General features: G+C 50.1%; 13 protein-coding genes. All 13 read left to right on the forward strand.

Going from position 1 to position 21,458, the window contains the following annotated elements; all coding sequences use genetic code 11:
* The first annotated feature begins 72 nt into the window (after window positions 1-72).
* The 13 genes from PPHA_RS05555 to PPHA_RS05615 all read left to right on the forward strand — a co-directional run bounded on the left by PPHA_RS05555 (window position 73) and on the right by PPHA_RS05615 (window position 21,388).
* Window positions 73-873: a ferredoxin--NADP reductase gene (locus tag PPHA_RS05555; protein WP_041526717.1), complete on the forward strand. Its 801-nt coding sequence runs from the start codon at window positions 73-75 to the stop codon at window positions 871-873.
* A 4-nt stretch (window positions 874-877) separates the two neighbouring features.
* Window positions 878-1,072: a hypothetical protein gene (locus PPHA_RS05560; RefSeq protein ID WP_041526449.1), complete on the forward strand. Its 195-nt coding sequence runs from the start codon at window positions 878-880 to the stop codon at window positions 1,070-1,072.
* The gene (locus tag PPHA_RS14540; RefSeq protein ID WP_012507892.1) at window positions 1,051-3,033 is read left to right on the forward strand and encodes a tetratricopeptide repeat protein; all 1,983 of its coding nucleotides are present in this window, start codon (window positions 1,051-1,053) and stop codon (window positions 3,031-3,033) included. The genes PPHA_RS05560 and PPHA_RS14540 overlap by 22 nt, the downstream gene beginning before the upstream one ends.
* 165 nt (window positions 3,034-3,198) lie before the next feature.
* Window positions 3,199-3,879 (forward strand): SOS response-associated peptidase, encoded by a 681-nt coding sequence (locus PPHA_RS05570; RefSeq protein WP_012507893.1) that lies wholly within the window; start codon window positions 3,199-3,201, stop codon window positions 3,877-3,879.
* Window positions 3,880-3,983: 104 nt separating this feature from the next.
* Entirely contained in the window at window positions 3,984-7,493 is a 3,510-nt protein-coding gene (locus PPHA_RS05575) for a helicase-related protein (RefSeq protein WP_012507894.1), read from the forward strand.
* Window positions 7,494-7,506: 13 nt separating this feature from the next.
* On the forward strand, window positions 7,507-8,691 hold the full coding sequence (locus tag PPHA_RS05580) for an RNA-binding domain-containing protein (protein ID WP_012507895.1): 1,185 nt from the start codon (window positions 7,507-7,509) through the stop codon (window positions 8,689-8,691).
* Window positions 8,688-9,671, forward strand: coding sequence for a ParA family protein (locus PPHA_RS05585; protein WP_012507896.1), 984 nt, complete (start codon window positions 8,688-8,690; stop codon window positions 9,669-9,671). Before PPHA_RS05580 ends, PPHA_RS05585 begins: the two co-directional genes overlap by 4 nt.
* 471 nt (window positions 9,672-10,142) lie before the next feature.
* Window positions 10,143-13,337, forward strand: coding sequence for a helicase-related protein (locus tag PPHA_RS05590; protein ID WP_012507897.1), 3,195 nt, complete (start codon window positions 10,143-10,145; stop codon window positions 13,335-13,337).
* Entirely contained in the window at window positions 13,334-14,092 is a 759-nt protein-coding gene (locus PPHA_RS05595) for a DUF4391 domain-containing protein (RefSeq protein ID WP_012507898.1), read from the forward strand. Before PPHA_RS05590 ends, PPHA_RS05595 begins: the two co-directional genes overlap by 4 nt.
* The gene (locus PPHA_RS05600) at window positions 14,089-16,020 is read left to right on the forward strand and encodes a site-specific DNA-methyltransferase (protein WP_012507899.1); all 1,932 of its coding nucleotides are present in this window, start codon (window positions 14,089-14,091) and stop codon (window positions 16,018-16,020) included. The genes PPHA_RS05595 and PPHA_RS05600 overlap by 4 nt, the downstream gene beginning before the upstream one ends.
* A 2-nt stretch (window positions 16,021-16,022) precedes the next feature.
* Window positions 16,023-17,246 (forward strand): PDDEXK nuclease domain-containing protein, encoded by a 1,224-nt coding sequence (locus PPHA_RS05605; RefSeq protein WP_012507900.1) that lies wholly within the window; start codon window positions 16,023-16,025, stop codon window positions 17,244-17,246.
* Window positions 17,243-20,218, forward strand: a complete 2,976-nt coding sequence (locus tag PPHA_RS05610; protein WP_012507901.1) for a type III restriction-modification system endonuclease — start codon at window positions 17,243-17,245, stop codon at window positions 20,216-20,218. Before PPHA_RS05605 ends, PPHA_RS05610 begins: the two co-directional genes overlap by 4 nt.
* A 336-nt stretch (window positions 20,219-20,554) precedes the next feature.
* The gene (locus PPHA_RS05615; protein ID WP_041526450.1) at window positions 20,555-21,388 is read left to right on the forward strand and encodes a toll/interleukin-1 receptor domain-containing protein; all 834 of its coding nucleotides are present in this window, start codon (window positions 20,555-20,557) and stop codon (window positions 21,386-21,388) included.
* The last annotated feature ends 70 nt before the right edge of the window (window positions 21,389-21,458 follow it).

Below are 21,458 nucleotides of genomic sequence, written 5' to 3' on the forward strand. Positions count from 1 at the left end.
GAAGAGAATGTTAGTTGAAGAGCGTGTATGCAGATAATCAATCAGTGTCAGAGTAAGGAAAATCAGGAGCGTATGGATAGAACACAATATAATGCAACGGTTGTCGGTAAAATCATGGTCACGCCAGACCTGATGATCTTTCGGATCCATACTGACGAAGCAAGAGAGGAGTTTGAAGCGGGGCAGAATCTGCTTCTTGGTCTTTACGGATTTGAAAAACGCTCTTCAAATTCGGAGCCTGAACTGGTTCCTGCAGAGGGCGAAAAACTTATCCGGCGCCCTTATTCGCTTGCCTCGGAAAAGACCGAGACAAGGCAGCTTGAGTTTTACATTTCACAGGTCAAGTCGGGTCAATTGACCTCAAGGCTCTTCAACCTCAATGTTGGGGAGAGGCTCTACGTAGGCACCAAGATCACCGGCATCTTCCGTCTTGATGAAACGCCCGATGGCAGCGATATTGTGATGGTTGCCACAGGAACCGGAATTGCCCCCTACATCAGTTTTTTACGCTCCCATATCGTTGAACGGCCGGAAAGCAAGATGGTGGTAATACAGGGTGCAGCTCACCGCTGGGATCTTGGTTATTACAGTGAATTGACTTTTCTTGAAAAAAGTTTTGCAAACTTCTTTTATGTTCCGACTCTTACCGATGCCGATGATCGCTGGGATGGCTACCGCTATTGTATTGAGGAGCTGTTACGAAAGGATGTTTTGCAGAACGAGTTTAACATATCACCCGATCCCGAACGGACGCACTTTTTTGTCAGCGGGCAGCCTGAGATGGTGGGTCACGTGTCGGAGTGGCTCTCCGATTTCGGATATACACGCCATCACCCTGACGATCCCGGAGAGTTATATATAGAAGAGTTTTGAGCGCATGGCTGCTCCAGCGGTCATGGGTATTGATGTACTCTTCTTGTTCCTGATGTCCGGGATAGCAGAATCTGAAGAAGCGTTCAAGAAGGATATTGCGGCAAGAGAAGCTCATGAAAGCCATTCATCACCGGCTTTGTGGCAGGCAGCCGCCCAGATTTATAAAACATTTACGCAATGCACATTATCCATCCGATAAACGATTTTTTGTTTGAACTTTTCCCCAAGGCAAAAGAGGCGGGAAACAATATTGATGTACTGAAGCAGGAGATTGAGACCTTTTATACGGTAGGGCCTTTCAAGCCAGCGATTACCATCGTGCACGGCATCATCGATATCACGATTGAGGGTGACCTGATTGCACAGCACAACAGCCGCTATAACAAAGTCCTTGCACTCTGTGATGTCCGCCAATATACCGAGGCCAAAGAGCAGATCAGTCAGCTCATCAAGGAAGCTCCTCATATTTCAGAGTACCACCGGGTACTTGGCCAAATCCTTTCAGAGCAGGGCGAACAGGATGATGCCATCAACAGCCTTATCGATGCACTGCGCTGGGACCCGAAAAATGGGTGGGCGCTTATTATTACGGGCAACATTATGGCCCGCTATCAGCACGACCTTGAGACGGCTATGAAATACTATGAGTGCGCTCTGCAGCATAAACCCGACGATTATGTTTCCATGACGCTGATTGCCATCAACCTGATCCAGAACGGGAATCCGGATGCAGCACGGCAATACCTCGACAGGGCTTTTGCGGTTAATCCCGCTTATCCGAATATCTATTATGCCTTTGCCCTCCTTGCAGAGGCTGAACATCATTCCAGGGAAGCGTTTGAGATGTCGATTGTTGCGCTTTTCAAGAATCCCAAAAAGGATCTGCTCTATCAGCAATCGCTGAAGAGCGCCATGAAGGCGGCAAGTGAGATTATTGACGAAGAGGTCGGTGGTGATCTTGTCAATGCCTATGCCTCGACGCTGGAGGAGGAGTGCGGCAAGAAAATCGTTATCGAAACGGATACCGGGTTAAAGAGCGCAGCCAAAATCGAGTGTGCCGAAAACCACGACCGGAGCTACCACCTCGTCAAATACAATCCAGACTACCCGGCGGTTCACCATCTGATCATGCATGAGCTCGCGCATCTGCATTTTGCGGCTCAGGCACGACAGACAGGGAAAAACAAGCTCTTTGTCAGCAATGATGAGAACAAAAAGCGATTCCTGGGTTCCCATGAAAAAGATGCCAGGATGTTGAGCAAAAAAGGTTACGACGATGCGCTCATCGAGAACTATTATGCCTTGTTTCAGGTGCTGAACGCCCAGATCTTCAACACGCCGATTGATCTTTATATCGAGGATTATCTGTTTCAGAACTATCCGGCTCTCATGCCCTATCAGTTTCTTTCGCTGCTTGGCCTTATACAGGAAGGAATTTACGCAACGACCGATGAACAGATTCTGACCATTGCACCACCGGAAATCCTCTCGAAATCAAAGATATTTAATCTGGTCAAGGCACTGCACTTTCAAAAGCGGTATGGGGTGAACCTTATAGAAGAGCACAAGCCAACCACCGCAGAAAAAGAGCAGGCTGTAACCTTCTACCGCGAATATGAGGAGTGCCGAACCCGGCACACGCCCGGCGATGAATATGAACTGCTTCAGCGGTGGGCAAAGCAGTTATATCTGCAGAACTTTTTCGCACTCATTGAAGAGCCCGATTACCGGGAGCAAAGCGACCTTATCGAGCGCCTTTGCGCTGAAGTGCAGGTCGATTTGCCCGGCAAAGGTGATGCCGCCCATCCGGCAGACCAGAAGAGGCAGCTCTGCACCGAGGCGCATCAGGGCAAAGATATTAATATGGCCGTAACCCGGTTCATGGTCGAAGCACTGCATTACTTCAAAAATCTGACCGACTCGGAGATCACTGCCATTGCCATCCAAATAGGCCTGATGTGTGGGGAGGGAATAAACCCGGATGCAGAAGGCTACACCATCCCGCTCATAGCCGCCAGAACCTTCACCGGATACCAGGTGCTGGCCTACTATTACGTGAGCTGGGCAAAGGCATTCCCTGAGTACCTGCAGCAACTCCAGCTCCCGTTTGACAAAGAGTACGAATTTGCTCTTGAAATGTTGGGGATGGGAGGGGGATGAGTTCATACCGGGCCAGCATCTCTTCTGGTGAGTTTCATCTTTTCTCCCTGTTTTCATTACCGGCAGAGACCGTAGCCATTCCCTATACGTTATCGTCGTTCTCTATTATTGCACAGAGAGTGTGATGAGCCTTACTATTTGTCAACGAAAATCAGAGAGGAAAATATGTGCGGACGATTCGGGTTTTACGAACTGAAGTACTTTCTTGACCTTCTTCGCCAACTGGAGTTGCCGTTTGAAGAGAATCAGGACTACCCCCAGACGAATCGTTACAACATCCCTCCGGAAACAGATATTCTAACTTTGCAGGCCAACCATGGAGCTTATAAGCTCACCTCGGCACGATGGGGGTTGATTCCCTATTGGTCCAAAGAACTTCCCAAAATCAGGCCAATAAACGCACGCTCTGAATCATTGGTCTCGAAACCCTATTACCGACATCTTGTTGGGCGGAACCACTGCCTGATTCCAGCGAGCGGCTTTTATGAATGGGAGCGCATCGACGGTAAAAAGAAGCAACCCTGGTACATCCACCGGGCAGATGGCTTGCCCATGGCATTTGCCGGACTATGGGACACCTGGAAGTCGAAGCATACCGAAGAGCCCGCAATCACGACCTGTACCATCATCACTACAGTGGCAAATGAGCAGATAGCACCTCTCCATGACCGAATGCCCGTAATTCTCGAATCCGAAAACTGGAAAAGATGGCTCGAAGCTGATCCTCGAAATCTTTCGAAGATGCTGGTTCCCGCAGATAACGGCATTCTGGAAATGTATCAGGTATCAACACTGGTCAACAATGCCCGCTATCAGAGTGGCAACTGTATTGAGCAGGTTGAGTGACGGCATCAAGGCACGGGTTGAATGTAAAACGGTTATCACATGTCGTGAATTTTCGGTAAATACAAACAGGCTGTTTTAAGACCGAATTTCATAAAAAATGAACAATGCGCATTGAAGATATCATCCAAGGCAGTTCCCTTACAGGTCTTGAACCTTCGGCTGTTGCAACGGTTATAGCCGTTGTGCCAATTGCCGATGGAGCTGTCCGGGTTATCTACCAGACGCCTGATGGTACACTCAAAGAACGGCTTTTGGGCCGGACTGATGAAGCGAGCATTGCTGTTGCTATCAGTGAGCGCCCCTGGTCTTTTGACGGAGATGGTGAGGCATTCAAACTTACGGTTGAAGCCAAGCGCATTGATCTTGCTTTTCTGTTTGATCCGATGATGGCCGTTCATACTTCAAATGTAGAGCCCCTTCCGCATCAGATCACGGCTGTTTATGAAGCCATGTTACCCCGTCAACCGCTGCGGTTTGTTCTTGCGGACGATCCCGGTGCGGGCAAGACCATCATGGCAGGCCTTTACATTCGTGAGCTTATCATGCGTGCCGATGCTCGGCGTATCGTAATCGTTGCGCCCGGCAGTCTGGTTGAGCAGTGGCGTGAGGAGCTGTTCGAGAAGTTCGGGCTCGAATTCCGAGTATTCACCAGAGATCTTGAAGCGGCTACTCCGAGCGGAAATCCTTTTGAAGACATCGATCACCTTATTGTTCGTCTCGACCAGATGGCCCGAAACGAAGAGCTGCAAGAGAAGCTTTGTGCTGCCGGATGGGATCTTGTCGTGTTCGACGAGGCGCACAAGCTTGCAGCACACTTTTTCGGCAATAAAATGCAGAAGACGGGCCGCTTCAAGCTGGCCGAAAAGCTTGGGGCCCAGACTCGCCATCTCCTGCTGATGACGGCAACGCCGCACAGTGGCAAGGAGGAGGATTTTCAGTTGTTCCTCTCACTCCTCGACTCCGACCGCTTTTATGGCAAGTTTCGTGATGGTGTTCACAAGGTTGATTGTTCCGACCTTATTCGCCGCATGGTTAAGGAGAAACTGGTCAAGTTTGATGGCACACCTCTTTTTCCCGAGCGAAAGGCATATACAGTCAATTACCAGCTTTCAGACCTTGAAGCGGCACTCTACGAAGCAGTAACCGATTATGTGAAGACAGAAATGGGCAAGGCTGACCAGCTTGACGGTAAACGAAAGGGTTCCGTGGGCTTTGCACTCACCTCTCTGCAGCGTCGTTTGGCCTCAAGCCCTGAAGCCATTTTCCAGTCACTCAAACGCCGAAGGGAACGCCTCGAACGTCGTCTTCGTGAGGAAAAAATAGGAGCCAGAGGGCAAAAGCTTCTTGCTGAAACACTCATCGATGTTCCCGAGGACGAGGATGATTTCAACGCCGAGGAGCAGGAAACCATGGAAGAGACGCTGGTTGTTCAGGCCACCGCTTCACAAACCATTGCAGAACTCGATGGTGAAATATTCATTCTCCAGGCTCTTGAACAGCAGGCCAAAGGACTCGTTGCATCCGGCAAGGATCGCAAGTGGGATGAACTTTCACGCATTCTCCAGAACGAACCCCAAATGCGCGATGCTGGCGGGCGGATGCGAAAAATTATCATTTTTAGTGAGCATCGGGACACGCTTAACTACCTGCATGAAAAAATTGCCGGTGTGCTTGGCAGTCATGATGCAATCGTTGTCATTCATGGTGCCGTTCACCGTGACGACCGCCGGAAATCGCAGGAACTCTTTCGCTCTGACCCCGAAATCCGTGTGCTTGTTGCCACCGATGCAGCCGGTGAAGGTATCAACCTTCAGAATGCCAATCTGATGGTGAACTACGACCTGCCCTGGAACCCCAACCGCCTCGAACAGCGCTTCGGGCGTATTCATCGTATTGGCCAGCAGGAGGTCTGTCATCTCTGGAACCTTGTAGCCAAGGAGACTCGTGAAGGTGATGTCTATTTCCGCTTGCTTGAAAAGCTTCAAGTGGTCAGTGAAGCACTCAAGGGCGAGGTATTTAACGTTCTGGGTGAAGTGTTTGATGGCATCAGCCTCAAGGATTTGCTCATGCAAGCGATACGCTACGGTGACAAACCAGAGGTGCGTGCCCGCCTCAGCCAGAAAATTGATATCGCTCTCGATCTTGACCACCTGAAGGAGATTCTCAAACGCGATGCACTTGCGCAGGAAAGTTTCAGTGCGGAGCGTCTCTTTGCCGTGAAGGAAGAGATGGAAAAGGCCGAAGCCCGCCGGCTTCAGCCCTTTTTTGTTCGCTCCTTCTTTATGAAAGGATTTGAGTCGCTCGGAGGTTCAATCTATCCCCGAGAATCTGGCCGTTTTGAAATCACAAATGTTCCCGCCGAGTTGCGTGAACGCGACCGCCTCATCACCGGGCGTAATCGCCGCGATCTTGCTCCAGTGCTCCGCCGCTATGAACGGGTTTGTTTTACCAAGGAGTCCGTGCGTCCGGTTGATAAACCCGGCCTTGCCTTCGCCAATATGATTCATCCCGGTCACCCGCTTATGCTTGCTCTTAGTGATCTCTTGCTGGAGCAGCACGCCAACCTCCTCCGTCAGGGTACCATCCTTGTTGATCCGGCGGATGATGGCGATCAGCCCTCTTTGCTCTTTCTCCTTACCCACGAGGTGAAATCCGGTGATGGCATGGTCATTTCCAAACGCCTGCAATTTGTTCGGGTTTTACCCGACGGCAGCACTACCTTCGCTGGGTGGGCACCGCATTTAGACCTTGAACCACTTGCGTCTGCCCAGCGACCACTTCTGACAGAAACACTTGCTGCTCCTTGGCTCAACTCCGGACTCGAAAACCGTGCTCTTGCCCTGGCAGCATCTACACTTGTCCCTCAGCACTTCAGTGAGGTAGCTGACCGCCGGATTGCCCATATAGACAAGACTCTTGCCGCTGTCCACGAGCGTCTGACAAAAGAGATAAATTTCTGGTCAGACCGTTTCGAGAAGCTTACCGACGACAAAAAAGCAGGAAAGGATGTACGGCTTAACCTTGAAAATGTTCGCCGCACGCTCAGCGATCTCGAAGCCCGGCTGGAGCATCGCAAAAAAGAGCTGCTCTCCATGCGTCACGTCAGCTCCGCCACACCGGTTCTGCTCAGTGGTGCACTGGTTATTCCTGCCGGATTGCTTCGCTTCCTGCAAGGTGAATCTGCATCTTGCGGCTCTACATTTTCTGCTGATCCCGCAGCCCGTTCACGCATCGAGCAGCTTGCTATGCAGGCTGTCCGCCAGTCTGAAGAATCCAGAGGGTGCCGAGTAGTTGATGTCTCCACTCAGAAATGCGGTTGGGACATTACCTCATACCCGCCGGCAATTGATGGTAAACAACCTGAATCCCGCCATATCGAAGTCAAGGGGCGAATAAAAGGTGCAACAACGATTACCGTCACCCGTAATGAAATGCTCTATGCCCTCAATCAGGCCGAAAAATTTGTGCTGGCCATTGTGCAGGTTGATGAGAATGAGCAGATTGATGGCCCGTACTATCTACGGAACCCCTTCGATGCCGAACCGGGTTGGGGAGTATCATCAATCAATTTTGAAATCAGCGAATTTCTGAAAAAGGCAGAAATTAACTTGTGAAACTGTGAGCATTATGTTATCCGAAGATCAGCTAAAAGTATTATTGACCGATATGGAGGCCGATACTATTGAACGAACGACAGCAGTAAGTGATACCGATAAATTCAGTCAGGCGATCTGTGCATTTGCCAATGATTTGCCCAATCATCGAAACCCGGGTTATCTTTTGATAGGAGTAACGGACAAAGGAGTTCTGTCCGGGCTGACTGTTACTGATGAACTCCTCAAAAACCTTGGCGGTATTCGCTCTCAAGGCAATGTGTTACCCCAGCCTTACATGACTGTCGCCAGATTCGCACTCTCCGGTGGAGATGTAGCTGTTGTTGAAGTTCATCCCTGTGATCTTCCCCCGGTGCGTTATAAAGGACGGGTGTACATCAGAGTCGGGCCACGGAAAGGCATTGCCAATGAGCAGGAAGAGCGTGTTCTTACAGAACGGCGTGTTGCCCTTGCCCGCTCTTTTGATGCCCGTCCTTGTTCAGAAGCAACAATTGAAGACATCGCGTTAGGTCAATTTGATGCCTATCGGCGGGAAGCTGTTGATCCTGAAACCATTGCGGCAAACAATCGAAATATTGAATTACAGTTGGCATCTTTGCGGTTGTACGACCCCAAACCAGCCTGCCCAACGTATGGCGGTATATTACTTTTTGGGAAAAACCCCAGATTCTTTTTACCAGGAGCTTATGTTCAATATCTCAAGCTACCCGGAACAGATTTGACGGAACAGCCTGACGACCAGTCAGAGATTTCCGGCGACCTTCACACCTTGTTACGAGAGCTGGAAGGGAGAATCAAGCTTCTGATACAGACAACCATGCGCAAGGTCACTGCCTTTGAGGAAAAACTGCAACCTGACTATCCCGAGTGGGCGTTACGGGAGCTGCTTATGAATGCGGTTATGCACCGTAACTACGACAGTAATTCACCAATTCGCTTTTATGCATTCATCGATCATCTTGAGATCCAGAGTCCAGGTGGTTTGTATGGTGAGGCTACACCGGAAAACTTTCCTACTCGTAACAGTTACCGTAATCCAGTTATTGCTGAAGCCATGAAATCACTCGGTTTTGTGAACAGGTTCGGCTATGGTGTTCAGCGAGCGCAAGCGCTTTTGGTACAGAACGGCAACCCTCCTGCTCAATTTGAGTTCGATGAGCACTCCGTATTGGTCAAGATCTTCAGGAGGTTGACATGAAAACAATAGCCTTTTTTAATAACAAAGGCGGTGTAGGCAAGACCTCACTGGTCTATCATCTTGCCTGGATGTTTGCAGACCATGGCATAAAAACACTTGCGGTCGATCTTGATCCGCAAGCCAACCTCACGGCCATGTTTCTCGATGAAAATCGGCTTGAGCAATTATGGCCAGATGATGAGCATCCTGATACGGTTTATGGCTCAATTCGCCCGATTTTACGGGGAACAGGTGATATTGCTCAACCCAGTGTAGAAATGATCACCGAGACCCTCGGTCTTATTCCTGGCGACCTTGGCTTGTCGCGGTTTGAAGATAAACTTTCGGATGCATGGCCCCGGTGTCATAATCGTGATGAATCAGCTTTTCGAACAATGACAGCGTTTCATCGTCTTGTGCAGCGAGGATCGGAATGGGGCGCAGAACTGGTTTTGATTGATGTTGGCCCAAATCTCGGTGCAATCAATCGTTCGGCGTTGATTGCTTCCGATCAGGTTTGTTTGCCGTTGGCTCCTGATCTTTTCTCCCTGCAAGGTCTCAAGAATCTTGGACCGACACTTCGAGAGTGGCGTACCGTATGGGCGGAACTTCTCGCCAAAGCCCCTGCCGATTTGCCAATGCCCAGAGGGGCGATGCAGCCTGTCGGTTACATCGTTATGCAGCATGGCATTCTCGATACACGACCTGTCAAGGCATATAAACGCTGGATGGACAAGATACCTAAAGTTTATCGGGAAGCTGTTCTAAATGAACCAATTATCTCTTTGCCGCCTGTTGCGCAAGATCCATACTGCCTGTCACTCCTCAAGCATTACCGAAGCTTAATGCCAATGGCAATGGAGGCTCGTAAACCGATTTTTTTCCTGAAATCTGCCGACGGGGCGATTGGAGCCCACATCGAAGCTGTGAGGAGTTGCTATTCAGATTTTCAGAATTTGGCAGCTAAAATAGCGGCGGCGGCAGGAATCGCGTTTCAATGAGAAGATCTCAAGTTACCGCGCAAGTTACCGCGCAAGTTACCGCGCAAGTTACCGCGCAAGTTACCGCGCAAGTCGGCACCAAGTTGGCACTGAGTCGGCACCAAGTTCCGGCAAGCTGGTTGAGTATCCTGCACGGACTATACCGGCTTTGTTGCAGGCAGCCGTCCAGATTTATAACATATTTATGCAATGCACGTTATCCATCCGATAAACGATTTTTTATTTGAACTTCCCCAAAACCCATTCCTCGACGCTGGAGGAGGAGTGCGGCAAGCCATTTATTCCTTTATCTGTGCTTTATTCCACATGAAACCTGCAATAATATTGCCTATAACCTCCGTTATTACTTTTCTTTGATGTGAATAAATGATAAATAGGATGTGGTGTGTAATCTTTGTTCCCCAATGAACTTGAACTTATCTCTTCCATTATGAAACGATTGGTTAGGATTCAACCGGGGAGTTCCCACCTATGAAGCTTGTTCAGAACAGTGGGACAGACCGGGTCATCGACTACCTTCGATCGAAACTCACCGCAGGTTGCCAGTTTGATATGGTAACCCCCTCTTTTTCGCTGTTTGCCTTTTCCGGGATGCTTCAAGAAATGGTGGCACTTTTAACATGCCGTCTTCTTTTGCCGTCAACCATTACGGAACTTTCAATTCTTGGCTCTGAAGCCGATCGCGCTGCTCGTAACCGGTTGCAAAACCGTTGGATCGCAAGCCGCCTGCTGCAATGGCTTCAAAGCAAAAGCGAAGTGAAGCTTGCACCCGGTGCCGTGCCGCAAGGCGCTTTAGTTGTTCGTGATGGCGATGCAGTGCCAGAGCAGGTGCTGCTTGGTTCGCTGGCATTCACTACTGATGGACTTGGTTTGACTCCAGGCAACCCCTTGAATCTCATTCAGGCTTCTGAAACGCCTGAAGAGGCGTTATTGCTCAGCAAGTGGTTCGATGCTCAGTGGTCGGGTCTTGCAGAGAATCCAAAGGCCAAAACAGAGCTGATTGGTCTGATACAATCACTCGCTTCCCACAGAGAGCCCTTTCTCGTTTACTCGCTTATCCTCTATACTATCTTTAGCGACCGTAACGAAGATCTTGATGAAGAGCGTATCGTCAAGTCTGCTACAGGAATCCGCAATACCGTTGTCTGGAAGAAGCTTTACCGCTTTCAGCGTGATGGTGTTGTTGGTGCGCTTGACAAGCTCAATCGCTTTGGTGGTTGCATTATTGCCGACAGTGTCGGACTGGGAAAAACCTTTGAGGCTCTTGCCATCATCAAGTACCACGAACTCCGAAACGACCGGGTGCTGGTGCTTTGCCCGAAGCGGTTGCGTGACAACTGGACGCTCTATAAAGCCAATGACCGACGGAATTTTCTTGCGCCAGATCGCTTCAACTATGATGTCCTGAACCATACCGATCTTTCCCGAGACGGCGGGTTCTCCGGCGATATTGATCTTTCGCACGTCAATTGGGGAAACTACGATCTTGTCGTTATCGATGAATCGCACAACTTCCGAAACAAGGCGGCCAACAAAGGGAAGGAAACACGCTACGATCATCTGATGCGCAAGATTATCAAAGAGGGGGTCAAGACCCGGGTGCTCATGCTTTCGGCAACGCCGGTAAACAACCGGCTGGCTGATCTTCGTAACCAGATTGCATTTGCCACGGAAGGCAACGACACTGCCTTGCTTGCTCATGGCATCAGCAGTATAGACAGCACTACGCGATTAGCACAGAAGCAGTTTAATCGCTGGCTCGATCTTGATGAGGCGGAACGCATCCCGGTTCGTCTGATTGAAATGCTCGGCTTCGACTACTTTACCCTGCTGGATCTCCTGACCATCGCACGTTCCCGTAAGCATGTCGAAAAGTATTATGGAATCTCCGAAACAGGACGCTTCCCTGACCGCCTGAAACCAATCAATATCCAGGCTGACGTTGACCGGGCAGGTGAGTTTCGGCCTATCAGGGAGATCAATCAGGAGATTCGCCGTCTGAACCTTGCCTCTTATGCTCCTTTGCGATATGTACTGCCGCACAAGCAGGAGGCCTACGACCGGAAGTACAGTACCCGTGTACGGGGAGGCGAAGGCTTTTTCCGGCAGGCTGACCGTGAAGAGAGTCTGATCCACCTGCTTCGTATCAACATGCTTAAGCGGATGGAGAGCGCCGTTCCATCATTTGCGCTTACCGTTCAGCGCCAACTCCGGGATGTTCAATCGATGCTGGAACGTATCGAGGCAAAAACAAGCGAGCTTGAGGAGATTGATATTGCCGATATTGATCTTGACGACCCGGCATTTGAAAGCCTGCTCGTTGGTCGTAAAGTCAAGGTATTGCTTCAGGATGTGGATCTGATCAAATGGAAGCAGGAACTCATTGAAGATCGCAACAGGCTTGCCACTCTTTTCGCGGCGGCGGCCCAGGTTGATGCTGAGCGAGATGCCAAACTGGCAGCTCTGCGTGACGTTATTGCCGGGAAATGCCGGAACCCCATCAATCCCGGTAACCGCAAAATCATCGTTTTTACAGCATTTACCGATACGGCCCGATATCTTTACGAACAGCTCGCTCCGTGGGCGAAGTCTGAGCTTCACCTTGAGAGCGCTCTTATTGCCGGTTCCGGAAGTAATCAGACAACCATATCCGGATTGCGCAAGGATCAGTCCACTCTTCTCAGTGCGTTTGCTCCCCGTTCCAAGGAGCGTCCAGAATCGCTTGCCATAGAGGGAACTATCGATCTGCTCATCGCGACCGACTGTATCTCCGAAGGGCAGAACCTTCAGGATTGCGACTGGCTCATCAACTACGATATTCACTGGAACCCCGTGCGAATCATCCAGCGTTTTGGCCGGATAGACCGTATCGGATCGCCGAACAGTTGCATTCAGCTTGTCAACTTCTGGCCAAATATGGAGCTTGAGGAGTACATCAACCTTGAACAACGGGTAAGCGGAAAAATGGTACTGCTCGATATCTCCGCTACGGGTGAGGAGAACCTTATTGAGCAGCAATCCGGCAATCAGATGAACGATCTGGAGTATCGCCGCAAGCAACTTCTCAAGCTTCAGGAAACCGTTATCGATCTGGAGGATCTCTCCTCCGGAGTCTCCATCGCCGACCTCACCCTGACCGACATTCGCCTTGACCTTGCCCAATATCTGAAAGCCAATCCCGGAATATTGGAGACAATACCACCGGGAAGCTTTGCCGTTACCACCACAGCAGAGGCGGATATCGCTCCGGGCATTATTTTCTGTTTGCGTGCCGAGGGTGAAGCGGCCCGGCGAATTCCTGAAGCCGGGTATCCGCTTGGCACCCATTACCTCGTCCATGTTGGTGACGATGGCTCGGTGATTCTGCCCTACACACAAGCCAAGCAGATTCTTGACCGGCTCAAGCGTCTCTGCCTCGGTCGTGATATGGCCGATGCCGGAGCGTGTGCCCGTTACGACAAGGCGACAAAACAGGGTGAAGAGATGCTTGCAGCACAACGCCTGCTTGCTGCAGCCGTAGCCTCCGTGGCTGGAAAGAATCAGGAACGAGCCGTTGCAAGCCTGTTTACTCCCGGCGGTACGCACGCCATGAAGGGAGAATTCGCTGGCATCAACGATTTTGAGGTGATGGCATACCTTGTTATTCTGCCGGAGGCAACCGTATGAAGAGTCAAGCGCTGATCGCAGCATTTGACCTGCCCGAAAGCAGCCTGGTGAACCAGCGGGTACCCAGGAAGCTGCTGCTTGAAAACGGTGCACCCACTTCCGCCGACAAACGCTCTATCAATGAGGGGATTGAAGAGCTGATCTGGATTGCGGCACTCAAGCCGGTCACTGTCGGGGTTCCTGAGTTCCGGGACGAAAGCCATGAATATCTGGAAATTGCCGTTTTGCTGCTTACCTTGCGTGACGGAGCCAAAACCACGCGGCTGGTGGAACTGGTGCATCGGGCGATTCCTTATCCTGTTCTGCTTTTGACCCAGCAGGGTGCACCGTTATCGCTCTCTGTTGCTCACAAGAGGTGGTCGCAGAGTGAGGCTGGCAAAACAGTGCTTGAGGGCGATATTGTTTCCGTTGCATGGTCGCGTGAAGTTGATGCGGATATTATGGCCGATTTCCGTAACTCGCTCGCACTTGGTAGTCAACCACGCACCAATCTCCATGCTCTCTATCAGGGTTGGCTGGACTCAATGGTGGCCCTCAATGCTGCAAGAGTTACGGGGAATTTTACCCTTGCCGAAAACGCCGAATATGCTGCTGCCCGCCGTGATGCTTTGCGGGAGTGCGGTGTGTTGCAGGAAGAGATCGGTCGTCTGCGCACTCTGGCGGCAAAAGAGAGGCAGATACCCCGGCAGGTGGAACTGAACCTGGAACTCAAGCGGATTGATGCAGAACTGGCAACAACAAAACAAAAATTATGACCGAACACGAAGAGGCGACCATCAAGCCGTTAACCGCAAATGACCCTGAAGCCCAATCCGCCGATATTCTGGCGGGCAATATTGAGCAGTTGAAAACGCTCTTCCCTGAAGCGTTTACGGAAGGGAAGATTGATTTTGAGGTGCTCCGCCAACTGCTCGGTGGCACAGTAGAAGAGCGGGAGGAGAAGTACGGGCTCAACTGGCACGGCAAACGTAAAGCCCGGCAGCTTGCCCTTACCCCATCCACCGGCACCCTGCGCCCCTGCCCGGAGGAGAGTGTGGATTGGGAGACCACAAAAAATCTTATGATTGAGGGCGATAACCTTGAAGTGCTCAAACTGTTGCAGAAGAGCTACTCCGGCAAGGTGAAGCTCATCTACATTGATCCACCATACAACACCGGCAAGGATTTTGTCTACCCCGATAACTTCCAGGACAACATCAAAAATTATCTCGAACTCACTGGCCAGATTGAGGGTGGCCGGAAAATCAGCAGTAACACTGAGGCCAGCGGCCGGTTTCATACCGACTGGCTCAACATGATGTATCCAAGGTTGAAGCTGGCGAGGAATTTGCTGAGAGAAGATGGGGTGATTTTTATCAGTATTGATGATGGTGAGCTTGATAACCTTAGAAAGTTATGCGCTGAAGTTTTTGGTGACGAAAATTTTGTAGTTCAAATTATATGGCGTAAACGAAGCACTCCTCCAAACGACAAAATTATAGGAGCAAACCATGACTACATTCTCTGTTTCGCAAAAAACGCTATTTCAGTAAAACTTCAGCATAGAGAACGATCGGCGGATCAAATTGCCCGATATAAAAATCCTGACAATCATGCCAAGGGCCCATGGGCCCCGGGTGATCTCATGGCCAACATTAAGGGAGGACGATTTGTTAAATCATTGAACTTCCCAATAGTCAATCCACAAACAGGAGAGGAGCATTTTCCGGGGAACAACGGGAATTGGCGATTTTCAAGGGAGACTATTGCTACCCTTCTTGCGAATAATGAGATTTACTTTGGTGAGAATGGACGAGGAAAGCCAAAGTTAAAACGTTTCCTGTGCGAAGTGAAAGAGGGGGTAACCTACCCATCAATTTGGGATTTTGTTCCACTCAATACCAGTGGCTCTAATGAAATGGGTGCAATATTCGGAAATCCGACCATCTTCGAAAGCCCAAAACCAGTTGGATTAATACAAGAGCTCGTCGCTCTCGGTTGTGAGCCTAATGGAGTTGTATTGGATTTTTTTGCTGGTTCCGGTACCACTGGTCATGCTTTGATGGCCCAGAATGTTATTGATGGAGGAAATAGACGCTATATTCTTGTTCAACTTCCCGAACAGCTATACTTGGAAAATAATGAACAAAGGGTTTCCGGCGACTACTGCGATCAAATAGGCAAACCTCGTACCATAGTCGAACTCACAAAAGAGCGCCTCCGCCGTGCGGCCCGGAAAATCAAGGATGAGAACCCACTTTTCCCCGGTGACTTTGGTTTCCGCGTCTTCAAGCTTGATTCAAGCAACATCAATACCTGGGAACCGGATCGCGACAACCTTGAGCTTACCCTTCTTAACTCCATTGAACACCTAAAAGGAGATCGCACCGAGGCGGACATTTTCTATGAGTTGCTCCTCAAACTTGGCCTTGACCTCTGTGTCCCTATCGAGAAACGGACGTTTGCAGGCAAAGAGGTTCACTCCGTCGGCGGTGGTGTGTTGCTTGTCTGCCTTGCTACTCATATCACCCCTGATGAGGTTGAGCCTCTGGCTCAAGGCATTGTTGCATGGCACAAGGAGCTTGCTCCGGCAGGAGAGACGACCTCTGTTTTCCGCGATAGTGCCTTTGCTGATGATGTTGCAAAGACCAACCTTGCAGCCATTCTTCAGCAGCATGGCCTCGAAATCATAAGGAGCTTGTAGCCATGGCAACCAAAAAACAGAGTATCGATCAAGCTGATGATTTGATGGGCCGGGTCATCCTGATTCTGGATCAGGCTCGGGCCAATGTGGTCCGGGCAGTCAACAGCAACATGGTGATTGCCTATTGGCTTGTCGGACGTGAAATTGTGCTTGAAATGCAGCAAGGTGAAGAGCGTGCCGGGTATCGCGAAACACTCTTGCGCAAACTTTCTGAAGGACTTACTGCCCGATATGGTAAAGGGTTTTCAAACTCGAACCTGAAATATTTCCGCCAGTTTTATCGGGTTTATGCTGACCGTGTTCCGGCAATTGGCCACCTCTCAAGTGGCCAATTCGATACCATTGGTTTTGGTGTCAGCGAGATTGGCCACAAGCCATGTGGCCAATTGGACGTCAAGAGTGGTTTGGATACAACAACATCCGGAGAGGGTCTCATCAATGATCTCTCTTTTGCGGCTGATAGCCAAAAATTGCTTGGGTTTTCAGCTTCGGTAAGCTGGAGCCATTATCGGGCACTGCTGAAGGTCGAAAACCGCAATGAGCGCCTTTTCTATGAGATTGAAACAGAAAAGGAAGGGTGGGATGTTTCCCACCTCGAAAAGCAGATTCACAGTTTTCTTTTTGCCCGTCTGCTCAAAAGCAGGGACAAAGAGGGTGTGTTCAGACTGGCCAGTGAAGGCCAAGTGGTCAGCAACCCTATAGACGTTATCAAACAGCCCTACATACTCGACTTTCTTGGCCTTCCGGAATTGAGCTGTTTTCAGGAATCGGATTTGGAGTCCGCCATTATTGAACATCTTCAGCCTTTTCTGTTAGAGCTGGGCAAGGGATTTGCTTTTGTTGCCCGGCAACATCGGGTGACAACCGAATCGCACCACTTTTATATTGACCTGGTCTTTTATAACTATCTGTTGAAATGCTTTGTGCTGATTGACCTGAAAATCGGGAAATTGACGCACCAGGATATTGGACAGATGGAGATGTATACACGGATGTTTGATGAGCTGCGGCGTAGCGATAGCGATAACCCGACGGTCGGGTTGATTCTCTGTGCTGAACACGATGAGGTGGTGGCGAGGTATTCGGTGCTCAATGAGTACAAACAACTTTTTGCGTCACGATATATGCTTTTTCTGCCGACTGAGGAAGAGCTGCAACGTGAGCTTGCCCGTGAACGCGGGCTTATTGAAGCAAGGAAAAGAGCCAGAAAGGAGGGTCAGGAGTGAAACTGCACTTTGAACCGAACCTTGACTATCAACTACAGGCGGTTGAAGCGGTCTGCGACCTCTTTCGCGGGCAGGAGATCTGCCGCACGGAGTTTACCGTTACCATGCCGACCACGAAAGACATGCAGTTTCCTGGCATGGAGAGTGATCTTGGCATTGGCAACCGGCTTACGTTGCTTGATGATGACCTGCTCAAAAGCCTGCATGATATTCAGCTCCGCAACGGCCTGCCGCCTTCCGGAACCCTTGCTTCCGGCGACTTCACGGTAGAGATGGAGACCGGAACGGGCAAAACCTACGTCTATCTGCGTACCATCTTTGAACTCAACAAGCGGTACGGCTTTACCAAGTTTGTGATTGTCGTCCCGTCAGTGGCTATCAAGGAGGGGGTTTACAAAACCCTTCAGATTACCGAAGATCACTTCAAGGGGCTCTATGCCGGAGTACCTTTTGAATATTTCCTCTATGACTCCTCAAAACTGGGGCAGGTGCGTAATTTTGCCACCAGCTCGCAAATCCAGATTATGGTGATGACGGTTGGCGCCATCAACAAAAAGGATGTCAATAATATTTACGGTAAGGGTGCCAATGAGTCTACTGGCGGGGAAAAGCCGATTGATCTTGTCAAGGCGGTGCGGCCCATCCTGATTATTGATGAACCGCAAAGTGTGGATGGTGGTCTTTCCGGTGCTGGCAAAACCGCGCTCGATGCCATGAGCCCGCTTTGTACCTTGCGTTATTCCGCTACGCATGTGGACAAGCACCAGATGGTTTATCGTCTTGATGCGGTTGATGCGCACGATAAGGGGCTGGTGAAGCAGATTGAGATTGCTGCCGCTACGGTGGAAGATGCCTTCAACAAGCCTTATGTTCGTCTCTTGAAGGTTGAGAACAAGCGGGGCAGGATTTCCGCACTCGTTGAACTCGACAAGATGACGGCCAGCGGTGTCAGGCGAAAAGAGAGTGTTGTGGTTGATGGTGATAATCTTGAAATGGTTACCGGACGGGCGATCTATGCTGATTGCTCTATCGGTGAAATTCGTGTTGAAAAGGGCAAGGAGTTTATGGAGTTGCGCTTCCCCGGTGGTGAGCAGTTCCTGAAACCTGGCGAGGCGTATGGAGATGTGGATGCTCTTGCCGTTCAGCGCCAGATGATTCGCCGTACCATCAAGGAGCACCTCGACAAGGAGCTGCGTCTGCGCCCGCAGGGTATCAAAGTGCTTTCGCTCTTCTTTATTGATGAGGTTGCCAAATACCGCTCTTACGACAGTGACGGTAACTCAGTGAAGGGCGATTATGCCCGCATTTTCGAGGAGGAGTACCGCCGGGCGGCAAAGCTGCCTGATTATTTTACACTGTTCAGTGAGGTTGACCTGACGCATGCCCCCGAAGAGGTGCATAACGGCTATTTCTCGATCGACAAAAAAGGTGGCTGGACCAATACCGAGGAGAACAATCAGGGCAATCGTGAAAGTGCTGAACGGGCCTACAACCTGATCATGAAGGAGAAAGAGAAGCTGCTCTCACTGGAGACACCACTGAAATTCATCTTTTCTCACTCTGCACTCAAGGAGGGGTGGGACAACCCCAATGTCTTCCAGATTTGTGCACTGCGTGAAATGGGCTCAGAGCGTGAACGCCGCCAGACGATAGGGCGTGGTCTGCGGTTATGCGTCAATCAGCACGGTCTGCGACTGCGTGGATTTGAAGTCAATACGCTGACGGTTATTGCAACGGAGAGTTATGAGCAGTTTGCCGAAAATCTTCAGAGAGAGATTGAGGCTGAAACCGGTATTCGATTCGGGATTGTCGAAGAACACCAGTTTGCGGCGATTTCCGTTACTACTGACGAAGGAGTCTCAGTTCCTCTTGGATTCGAGCAGTCGAAGCTCTTGTGGGAGCATCTGAAAGAGCAGAACTATATCGACAGTAAGGGCAAGGTGCAGGATTCGCTGAAAAGTGCGCTCAAGGAGGGGACTCTTCTTGTGCCGGAGCAATTCAGGCCACAGCTTGATCAGATTACCGCTGTACTGAAAAAGCTTGCAGGACGTCTGGAAATCAAGAATGCGAATGAGCGGAGACAGGTACACACCCGGCAGGCAGTGCTGCACAGTCCGGAATTCAAAGAGCTTTGGGAGCGTATCAAGCATAAAACGACCTATCGGGTGGAGTTCGACAATGAAAAGCTGGTGGAGAGCTGCATCAAGGCATTACAGAATGCTCCCGCCATTTTGAAGACACGCATGCAGTGGCACAAGGCTGAAATCGTTATTGGTAAATCGGGCGTTGAAGCTACTGAACGGAGTGGTGCCGCAACGGTTGTGCTTGATGAAAACGATATTGAGTTGCCTGACCTTCTTACGGATCTGCAGGATCGTACCCGGCTGACCCGCCGCACGATTCATCGTATTTTGATCGGAAGTGAGCGACTCGACGATTTTAAGCGTAACCCGCAACAGTTCATTGAGCTGGCAGCCGAAGCCATCAAGCGGTGCAAGCAACTCGCTGTTGTGGATGGCATCAAGTATCACCGCCTTGGTGACGAACATTTTTACGCCCAGGAGCTTTTTGAGCAACAGGAACTTACTGGTTACCTCAAGAACCTTATCCCGGTTCAGAAATCAGTCTATGAGCAGGTGGTCTATGACTCCGATCCCGAAGCAACTTTTGCTGATCAGTTGGAGAAGAATCTGGCCATCAAGGTCTATGCAAAGCTTCCGGGATGGTTCAGGATTCCAACACCACTCGATACCTACAATCCCGACTGGGCGGTACTCGTCGAAAAGGATGGCGAAGAGCGAATCTACTTTGTTGTCGAGACCAAGAGCAGCCTGTTTACCGATGACCTGCGTGACAAGGAGAGTGCAAAGATTGAGTGCGGCAAAGCTCACTTCAAGGCGCTCAGTATTTGCGAAACCCCCGCAAGGTATGTTGTGGCCCGCTCTTTGGATGACGTGCTGAACAGGGTTTAATGCATCCAGAGCTTGGAAGAAGCATTTCTTGTTCAGCTTATTTTTTTAGAAGACTTATCCGAAAAAAAACGAGATACTGTAAGAAGTTCGGGATTTTGAACAGCGAACGAGAGTTTTTCCATGAACACAGCTAAATTAAGACAACAATACCAATATGTCGCGTTCATCAGTTATAGCCACACTGATGCAAAGGTTGCAGAATGGCTTCATCGAAAGCTTGAGTCCTATAGGCTTCCCAATGCTGTACTCCGGAAATCTGATGGGTAACTTCCCAGGCATGTTCGCCCGATATTCAGGGATATAGCAGATTTATCATCAGGTTCATTGGTCAGGACATTGAGAGAAGAGATTGGCCAGTCGCAGTTTCTTATTGTCATATGCTCGCCTGACAGCGCGAAATCGGAATGGGTCGAAATGGAAGTGAGTCATTTTCTGACCCTTCGTGGCCATGAGTTTGTGATTCCGGTGATCATCAAGGGAACCCCTTACGCCAAGGACGCAGTAGACGAATGTCTGCCGCTATCCCTGTTGCGCACTGAAGTCGACCTCCTCGGTATTTCGTTTGCCGGACAATCGAAAGAACAAGTGCTCCTCAAAACGGTCTCTGCCTTGCTGGATATCAAGTACGACTCGCTTTATGATCGGCACCGCCGGCGACAGCGCCGACAAAGGATGGTTGCTGCAACTGTCGCAACCGTTATGTTTGTCATCGTGCTAACGGCTGCTCTATTCAGTATTATGCAATGGAATCGGGCGGAGCAGCGTCGCGCCGAGGCAGAGCAGCTCCTCAATTATTTGCTTTTGGACCTTCACCCTAAACTGCAGCAATTTGGACGTCTGGATATCCTGGAGAGCGTCGCGGAGCAATCACGCGAGTACATTGATTATATTTCCACGGATGTCAGGGATCCCATTGACGCTATTCAGGCGATTTCGTTACGCAGAAACATGGCTGAAGTGTATCAGAGTGTCGGCAAGCTCGAGAACGCTGAAACCTTACACCTGAAGAATATTTCTGTACTTAAGAAATTGGAACAGATTGATCCAAAGGTGGGGATTATCCATCTTCTCAAAGGAGAAGAGCATCAGGCTTTGGCCAGTATCCGAAAAACAGAGGGTCGATTTCAGGATGCATTGCATGAGACACCCATGAAAGAAAAACTCAAATAATAGAAGGCACGCGCTATCAGCAGGAACTGGAATTTCGTACAAGACAGCTAGACGAGGAGCAAAAAGAAAG

This window comes from Pelodictyon phaeoclathratiforme BU-1, assembly GCF_000020645.1.
GTDB classification, from domain to species: Bacteria; Bacteroidota; Chlorobiia; order Chlorobiales; family Chlorobiaceae; genus Chlorobium; species Chlorobium phaeoclathratiforme.

Coding starts and splice junctions, on each gene's coding strand:
- PPHA_RS05575 (WP_012507894.1), top strand. CDS start 3,984: ATGCGCATTGAAGATATCATCCAAGGCAGTTCCCTTACAGGTCTTGAA.
- PPHA_RS05570 (WP_012507893.1), top strand. CDS start 3,199: ATGTGCGGACGATTCGGGTTTTACGAACTGAAGTACTTTCTTGACCTT.
- PPHA_RS05580 (WP_012507895.1), top strand. CDS start 7,507: ATGTTATCCGAAGATCAGCTAAAAGTATTATTGACCGATATGGAGGCC.
- PPHA_RS05600 (WP_012507899.1), top strand. CDS start 14,089: ATGACCGAACACGAAGAGGCGACCATCAAGCCGTTAACCGCAAATGAC.
- PPHA_RS05605 (WP_012507900.1), top strand. CDS start 16,023: ATGGCAACCAAAAAACAGAGTATCGATCAAGCTGATGATTTGATGGGC.
- PPHA_RS05590 (WP_012507897.1), top strand. CDS start 10,143: ATGAAGCTTGTTCAGAACAGTGGGACAGACCGGGTCATCGACTACCTT.
- PPHA_RS05560 (WP_041526449.1), top strand. CDS start 878: ATGGCTGCTCCAGCGGTCATGGGTATTGATGTACTCTTCTTGTTCCTG.
- PPHA_RS05585 (WP_012507896.1), top strand. CDS start 8,688: ATGAAAACAATAGCCTTTTTTAATAACAAAGGCGGTGTAGGCAAGACC.
- PPHA_RS05555 (WP_041526717.1), top strand. CDS start 73: ATGGATAGAACACAATATAATGCAACGGTTGTCGGTAAAATCATGGTC.
- PPHA_RS05595 (WP_012507898.1), top strand. CDS start 13,334: ATGAAGAGTCAAGCGCTGATCGCAGCATTTGACCTGCCCGAAAGCAGC.
- PPHA_RS14540 (WP_012507892.1), top strand. CDS start 1,051: ATGCACATTATCCATCCGATAAACGATTTTTTGTTTGAACTTTTCCCC.